Raw genomic sequence first — 829 nt, 5'->3', positions numbered from 1 at the left:
GCCATCTACGTGTTCCTGGTGCTGATCGTCATGTACGCGCACTCCATGAACAAGCTGGACCGTAAATTTGACGTCCACGAAGACTAACCGCTGAAAAGCAGATAAAGAGTCCGATAAAGAGAGACATCCTATGGATATTCAGACACTCACTTATCTCTTTGTAGGCGGTTCGTTTGCGCTCTACATCGGGATTGCGATCTGGTCACGGGCCGGGTCGACCAAAGATTTTTACGTGGCCGGTGGCGGGGTTTCCCCGATAGCGAACGGCGCCGCCACCGCAGCCGACTGGATGTCGGCAGCCTCGTTTATTTCCATGGCCGGGATTATTGCCTACTCCGGTTACGATGCGTCGGTGTACCTGATGGGGTGGACCGGGGGCTATGTACTACTGGCCATGTTATTGGCACCTTACCTGCGCAAGTTCGGCAAGTTTACGGTGCCGGATTTCATTGGTGATCGCTATTACTCCAACGTGGCAAGAACGGTAGCGGTGATCTGCGTAATCTTCGTGTCCTTTACCTATGTGGCCGGGCAGATGCGCGGTACCGGCATCGTGTTTGCCCGCTTCCTGGAAGTGAATGTGAATACCGGTGTAGTGATCGGTATGGCCATCGTGTTTTTCTACGCTGTGCTTGGTGGCATGAAAGGGATTACCTACACCCAGGTAGCGCAGTATTGCGTGCTGATCTTTGCCTTCCTGGTGCCGGCGGTTTTCCTGTCCATCATGATGACCGGGCATGTTCTTCCACAAACCGGTTTTGGTGGCACGGTACTGGATGCAGCCGGTGGTGACAGCGGGGTGTATCTGCTGCACAAACTGGACCAGGTA

At 54.2% G+C, this 829-nt stretch carries 2 protein-coding genes; both read left to right on the top strand.

Going from position 1 to position 829, the window contains the following annotated elements; genetic code table 11:
- Positions 1 to 9 precede the first annotated feature (9 nt).
- Positions 10 to 87 carry a sodium/substrate symporter small subunit gene (locus A3754_RS25885; RefSeq protein WP_255363106.1) on the top strand — a complete coding sequence of 26 codons (78 nt, stop codon included), beginning with the start codon at positions 10 to 12 and terminating at the stop codon, positions 85 to 87.
- Between the two features lie 43 nt (positions 88 to 130).
- Positions 131 to 829: VC_2705 family sodium/solute symporter (locus A3754_RS02815; RefSeq protein WP_197468410.1), on the top strand; the 699-nt coding region annotated here is incomplete at its 3' end.

The sequence above is a fragment of the Alcanivorax sp. HI0083 genome (assembly GCF_001635175.1).
Note: the sequence above shows the minus strand (reverse complement) of the source record. Positions and strands in the feature narration are given on the sequence as shown.